The sequence below is a fragment of the Flavobacterium sp. genome (assembly GCF_043720215.1).
Lineage (GTDB): Bacteria > Bacteroidota > Bacteroidia > Flavobacteriales > Flavobacteriaceae > Flavobacterium.
The window spans coordinates 1-3,724 of record NZ_JAYSSZ010000161.1 but is presented as its reverse complement, the minus strand read 5'-3'; the positions used below and the strand labels follow the sequence as shown (position 1 = coordinate 3,724).

Below are 3,724 nucleotides of genomic sequence, written 5' to 3'. Positions count from 1 at the left end.
TAAGCAAAGTCTGTATTAGGCTGTTCGACAAGTAATACATTTTTGTATTCTCTTTCGTTTCGTAAAAAAGCAATGGTATCCTCAGTTGCATTTTCACCAAGTAATTTGGCAGCATATTGGTAATAACTTCTGGTTTGTCCCAACAAATCTAAAGCGATATTTGTCATTGCAATATCGGTTTCTAAGTTTGGACCGTGACCACAAAGTTCACCAAGACGTTGACCTAAAATTAAAGCATTATCTGCGATTCCGTATATATATTGTACTAATCTAGTCATAAGTTGTTAGTTATTAGTCGTTAGTTGTGGTGCAATTGATTTTATTAAACCTCTAATGATTTTAGATATTTCATTTGTTTGGTTAATAAGTTTTTCTACTTTATCACTACTAATGAAATTAAGCTGCACTGAAAGGTATAACATTGATCTAACTTCACTACAAGATCCTGACAAAATATATAGAAAGTGAATAAATTCTTTATCACTATTCCTATCGAACCCTTCAGCAATATTATTAGAGATTGAAATAGTAGCTCGTTGAATTTGATTTTTAAATCCATAATCTGTAGATTTCTCAAATTCTTTATATATAGCTACTGCTAAATCTTGAGCTTTTTGCCAAGCAATAATATCCTCAAATTTTTGTATTTTCATAAAAAAAAATAAATTATTAGTCTTTAGTCATCTGCTACTAATGACTTATAACTAAAGACTAATGACTATATTCTACATGTGTTTTAACTCATCAGGCAATTCGTAAAAAGTTGGGTGACGGTAAGCTTTGTCTTTTGCTGGTTCAAACAATTCAGCACTATCATCAGGATTTGATGCAGTAATCTGAATGGTAGGAACTACCCAAATACTCACGCCTTCCATTCTACGTGTGTAAACATCTCTTGCGTTTTCTAACGCCATAGTTGCATCGCTTGCATGAAGGCTTCCGCAATGACGATGTTCTAATCCGTTTTTACTTCTTATAAATACTTCCCAAAGTGGCCAATTTTTCATTTTTATAGGTTTTGGGTTTTAGGTTTTGGGTATAAATTTTTTAAAACCTAATACCCAAAACCCGAAACCTAATTTATACTGCTTGTTCTAATTTATTTTCTTGTTTTTCGGCGTAAGCCATTGCGGCATCACGAACCCATTTTCCATTATCCCAAGCGTTTACTCTTGCAGATATTCGGACTTTATTACATGGTCCGTGACCTTTGACAACTTGCCAAAATTCGTCCCAATCCATTTCGCCAAAATCATATCGCTTTGTTGTTTCGTTCCATTTTAGATTTGGATCTGGAATTGTTAGACCAATCATCTCAGCTTGTGGAACAGTTTGGTCTACAAATTGTTGACGTAATTCATCGTTGGTCTTGCGTTTTAGTTTCCATTTCATGGATTGTTCAGTATGAACAGACTCAGCATCAGTAGGCCCTAACATCATTAACGAAGGCCACCACCAACGATTTAAAGCATCTTGCGCCATCGCTTTTTGTTCTGGAGTTCCGTTTGCTAATGTCATCATGATGTCAAATCCTTGACGCTGATGAAAACTTTCTTCCTTGCAAACACGAACCATAGCACGAGCATAAGGTCCAAATGAAGTTGCTGTTAATGGTACTTGGTTGATGATTGCAGCACCATCGACTAACCAACCAATTGCACCCATATCTGCCCAAGTTACAGTTGGATAATTAAAAATACTGGAATATTTTGCTTTCCCAGAATGGAGTTGATCGTACAATTCTTCACGAGAAACACCTAATGTCTCACAAGCAGAATACAGATACAATCCATGTCCCGCTTCGTCTTGTACTTTAGCTAATAGCGAAACTTTTCTTCTTAAAGATGGCGCACGAGTAATCCAATTCCCTTCTGGCAACATTCCTACAATTTCAGAATGCGCGTGTTGTGAAATTTGACGAATGTGTGTTTGACGGTATTTTTCCGGCATCCAATCTTTAGGTTCAATTTTTTCGTCACGAGCAATTCGTTCGTCGAATAATTTTTCTAAATTTTTAATCTCTATTTCTGACATAATTTTCTCAATTAACAATTAATTTAAGATCCAAAATCGACAACTACTTTTTTGGAAGTAGGAACCGCTTGACAACTTAATATATAATTTTTTGCTACTTCGTTTTCGTCTAATGCGTAATTGACTTTCATTTCTACTGTTCCTTCTATAACTTTGCATCTACAAGTACTACAAACTCCGCCTTTGCAAGCAAATGGCAAATCAGCACCAGCCGCAAGAGCTCCGTCTAGAATATTATCGTAATCATCATCCATTGTGAAATGGAATTCTTTTCCACCATCGAGAATGGTCACTTCTGTTCCTTCTACTTTTTTCTCTAAAACTTTAGTCGCTCGTTGCTTGTCTTCTTCTGAATGACCTGAATGAAACAGCTCAAAATGCACTTTATCTTTGGATAATCCAGCCGCTACTAATTCGTCACGAATAAGAAAAATCATTTCTTCTGGTCCGCAAATAAAACATTCATCAACTGAAGAAATATCTATAATTTTTTCAGTTAGAATTTGCAGTTTTTCTTTTGTAAATCGACCATTTAACAATTCGACATTTCTATGCTCTTTAGTCAAGAAATGAAAAATTTCTAGTCGGTTTAAGTATCTGTTTTTTAATGCTTCAATTTCTTCCTTAAAGATAATTGATTTTACTGTTCTATTAAGATAAAATAATTTGAAAGTACTATTAGGCTCGAGTGCTAAATGCGTTTTGATAATAGACAAGATTGGCGTAATTCCACTTCCAGCTGCAAAAAAAATATAATTTTTAGGTTTTGAAGGATTTATTTCTTTAAAAAAAACGCCACTTGGAGGCATCATTTCTAGAATATCTCCTTTCTTAAGTGTTTCGTTTATATAAGTTGAAAATAATCCGTCATTGATTTTTTTGACAGCAATTTGCCATTTATTTTCTACTGGACTAGAGCACAAAGAATAGGAACGACGTGCCTCGACACCGTTAATAGTCGCTTTAATATTAAGATGTTGCCCCTGACTGTATTTGAAATCTTGCTTTAATTCTTCTGGAATTTCAAAAGTAACAACCGAGCAATCTTTAGTTTCCTTATAAATATTGGAAACTTTTATATTGTGAAATTTAGCCATTTGAGAATCAAATAAATTAATAATATTAAAAACTAACAATTGTTAGTTTTTAGTGCAAATTTACAAAAAAAATAAACATGTGTTCTTAAATTATTTTAAAAACTTGGTTTATATTAAAGTTTAAATAAATTAGAGTTTAAATATAAGTCTTTGCAAAAGTTATGAACTATACAATTCCGTTAAGTAAAACTTTTTTCAAATTTTTATTAAGAAGTTCTGCGTTTAATCTTTTTCCTTTTCCGAACCAAAGATAAAGTGTTCGCAGCGTTGAAAGCATCGAGAAAATAATCACTTCGGAGTTGTAGTTTTTTATCTCTCCATCTGCAACACCTTTCTTGACTACGATTCTAAAATTTTCTTCATAATCTTCTCTCATTTTGATAAAATATTGCAATTCTTCATTAGACAAATGCATCCAATCATTATTTAATGTGGCTAAAGAATCTGCATCTCTTATTGTAATATCAATATGCAACTTAATTATTTGTTCAAGTTTTTGGATTGCTGTTTGATTAGAGTTTACGATATCATTCATAGAATTTGTAAATTCTTCAGCAATTTTAATTATTATTAGAACTAAAATTTCTTGTTTG

The 3,724-nt window shown here is 32.9% G+C and carries 6 protein-coding genes; all 6 read right to left on the bottom strand.

All coding sequences use genetic code 11. The features are described from left to right. The coding region (locus ACHZC3_RS07560; protein ID WP_394759256.1) for a Phenylacetic acid catabolic protein at positions 1 to 278 on the bottom strand (278 nt) is incomplete at its 3' end. 6 nt (positions 279 to 284) lie between these two features. Further along, positions 285 to 653 carry a four helix bundle protein gene (locus ACHZC3_RS07555; protein WP_394759255.1) on the bottom strand — a complete coding sequence of 123 codons (369 nt, stop codon included), beginning with the start codon at positions 651 to 653 and terminating at the stop codon, positions 285 to 287. A 72-nt stretch (positions 654 to 725) separates the two neighbouring features. Beyond that, a complete protein-coding gene (paaB, locus tag ACHZC3_RS07550) occupies positions 726 to 1,007 on the bottom strand; it encodes a 1,2-phenylacetyl-CoA epoxidase subunit PaaB (protein ID WP_394759254.1) in 282 nt (93 codons plus the stop codon). A 73-nt stretch (positions 1,008 to 1,080) separates the two neighbouring features. Next, positions 1,081 to 2,034 carry a 1,2-phenylacetyl-CoA epoxidase subunit PaaA gene (gene paaA, locus ACHZC3_RS07545; RefSeq protein ID WP_394759253.1) on the bottom strand — a complete coding sequence of 318 codons (954 nt, stop codon included), beginning with the start codon at positions 2,032 to 2,034 and terminating at the stop codon, positions 1,081 to 1,083. A 23-nt stretch (positions 2,035 to 2,057) separates the two neighbouring features. Continuing rightward, complete coding sequence (paaE, locus tag ACHZC3_RS07540; protein ID WP_394759252.1) at positions 2,058 to 3,131, bottom strand: 1,2-phenylacetyl-CoA epoxidase subunit PaaE; 1,074 nt, start codon at positions 3,129 to 3,131, stop codon at positions 2,058 to 2,060. Positions 3,132 to 3,297: 166 nt separating this feature from the next. Beyond that, positions 3,298 to 3,724: TetR/AcrR family transcriptional regulator (locus ACHZC3_RS07535; RefSeq protein ID WP_394759251.1), on the bottom strand; the 427-nt coding region annotated here is incomplete at its 5' end.

Coding starts and splice junctions, on each gene's coding strand:
- ACHZC3_RS07555 (WP_394759255.1), bottom strand. CDS start 653: ATGAAAATACAAAAATTTGAGGATATTATTGCTTGGCAAAAAGCTCAA.
- paaB (WP_394759254.1), bottom strand. CDS start 1,007: ATGAAAAATTGGCCACTTTGGGAAGTATTTATAAGAAGTAAAAACGGA.
- paaA (WP_394759253.1), bottom strand. CDS start 2,034: ATGTCAGAAATAGAGATTAAAAATTTAGAAAAATTATTCGACGAACGA.
- paaE (WP_394759252.1), bottom strand. CDS start 3,131: ATGGCTAAATTTCACAATATAAAAGTTTCCAATATTTATAAGGAAACT.